Annotated in this window: 4 protein-coding genes; all 4 read left to right on the forward strand. The window is 41.9% G+C overall.

Annotated features, from left to right (window positions below; genetic code table 11):
* The first annotated feature begins 157 nt into the window (after positions 1-157).
* The 4 genes from AKL11_RS12600 to AKL11_RS12615 all read left to right on the forward strand — a co-directional run bounded on the left by AKL11_RS12600 (position 158) and on the right by AKL11_RS12615 (position 1,429).
* A complete protein-coding gene (locus AKL11_RS12600) occupies positions 158-493 on the forward strand; it encodes a hypothetical protein (protein WP_157673545.1) in 336 nt (111 codons plus the stop codon).
* Positions 494-576: 83 nt separating this feature from the next.
* Entirely contained in the window at positions 577-786 is a 210-nt protein-coding gene (locus AKL11_RS12605) for a hypothetical protein (RefSeq protein WP_067517923.1), read from the forward strand.
* Positions 787-852: 66 nt separating this feature from the next.
* Positions 853-1,080: a hypothetical protein gene (locus tag AKL11_RS12610; RefSeq protein ID WP_067517925.1), complete on the forward strand. Its 228-nt coding sequence runs from the start codon at positions 853-855 to the stop codon at positions 1,078-1,080.
* A gap of 37 nt (positions 1,081-1,117) precedes the next feature.
* Positions 1,118-1,429, forward strand: coding sequence for a hypothetical protein (locus AKL11_RS12615; protein WP_067517927.1), 312 nt, complete (start codon positions 1,118-1,120; stop codon positions 1,427-1,429).
* The last annotated feature ends 89 nt before the right edge of the window (positions 1,430-1,518 follow it).

The raw sequence follows: 1,518 nt of genomic DNA on the forward strand, positions 1-1,518 counted from the left end.
CATTCGATGGCTTGCTTATTAACGACCAGCGTGAAGAAGTCATGACGGCAATCAAGCTGGGTAGAGAATTGAAAGAGATTCTAACTGCATAACCCAGCATTAACCGGCTTGTCCGGTTGAATGTTTTGTTATGTTGCTTTTGCGTAGAGGTGAGGTCATGCAAACAATAGTATATCAAAGACAGCCTACAAGATTTGATATCTCAGGTCAGACTGTAGGGACTGACTTAAAAAAGACAGAGAAAGCCATAGCTGACGTACCGGCTGAAGCACTATTGAAATGGGCAACAGAAGCACTTGAATCAAGGGGTTTTGACGGCGTAGTCAATACATGGGGTATTGAAATCTACACATTGGATGCTGAATACGAAGACCCAGACGAACGCTCATACTGTGTTCGTTGGATCAACAAAGAGAACGGATACATAGAGGTTATCGGAATTCTTATCCATGATGGAATTCCAAACTTAGATCACGGGTTAGCTATAGGATAGATTCAGCAACATAACCCTGTGCATAAACGGCGVAGTCCGTTTGATGCGCTTGTTATACGGATGATTAATGAGGAATAGCATCAATGGAAATAACTGACAGAAAGCAAATTTCTTTCGACGATGGATACACTGGTGAGGATTTTACGTGGTGGAGTCGAGCATTGGTTGAAATTGCAAATCACTTCGGAGAGTACATAAACCCTCAGCTTGGGTGGAGTGAGATTCACGATCAGGGGAAGACTCCCATAGAAGCATTTTTGGAGGAATACCCAGAACACACTGAAGCCGTATAACCCAGAGTTTTGCAGCGCCGTAGGCGTCTGCAAGAACGGCTTGTTATGTGTTTCTGGAGGGAAGCAATGAAGAATTTATTATTAGCTGTACCGGTTATTTTTGTTATCGCTGTAATAGTTCTGGCAATTAGAGCTAGTTGTTTTGATCAGTATGTAGAGTCTGAAAGCATTCAACTTCTGCTATTGCTCTGTCTTGGTGTTTCTGTAGCGAGCTTTATGTTTTGGCTGGCCTCGGTTGTTGAGATAAAGGCAACTTCGACAACAGTGAAGACTTACCGAGACTCAGACGTGTAAATATTCATTATGCATTGTTTTGTTAGGGGTTTTAATTATGTTTGATAGCGAGATTATAGAGATGGAAAACAGGATGATTGACGAACAGATGGAATACGATCAAGCCATGAAAAAACATGAAAGCGCAGTTATGCGGGATTTCGAGAAGTGCTGCGATATTGATAGGCTCGTTGGAATGTTAGAGGATGCTAACGAAGTAATATTGGGTTTAGAAAAGTTAATAAAGGACGCAAAAGAGGTTGCGTTTGCTTCGCCAGAATTAAACATGAGTAACTACACGCATGACGAAGTAGGGAATCTAAATACTGCCATGTGTGAAGTTTATACAATGTTGGATAAAAACACATAACCCTGCTATTCACCGGCGAAGTCCGGTGGAATGGCTTGTTATACGGCTGATTGGCAGGAGCTTTTGATGAGACCAACATGGATAAGCAT

It is taken from the genome of Endozoicomonas ascidiicola (assembly GCF_001646945.1).
Classification (GTDB): domain Bacteria; phylum Pseudomonadota; class Gammaproteobacteria; order Pseudomonadales; family Endozoicomonadaceae; genus Endozoicomonas; species Endozoicomonas ascidiicola.

Excerpts from the sequence above, each read along its gene's own strand:
- AKL11_RS12600 (WP_157673545.1), top strand. The coding sequence starts at position 158 with ATGCAAACAATAGTATATCAAAGACAGCCTACAAGATTTGATATCTCA.
- AKL11_RS12605 (WP_067517923.1), top strand. The coding sequence starts at position 577 with ATGGAAATAACTGACAGAAAGCAAATTTCTTTCGACGATGGATACACT.
- AKL11_RS12610 (WP_067517925.1), top strand. The coding sequence starts at position 853 with ATGAAGAATTTATTATTAGCTGTACCGGTTATTTTTGTTATCGCTGTA.
- AKL11_RS12615 (WP_067517927.1), top strand. The coding sequence starts at position 1,118 with ATGTTTGATAGCGAGATTATAGAGATGGAAAACAGGATGATTGACGAA.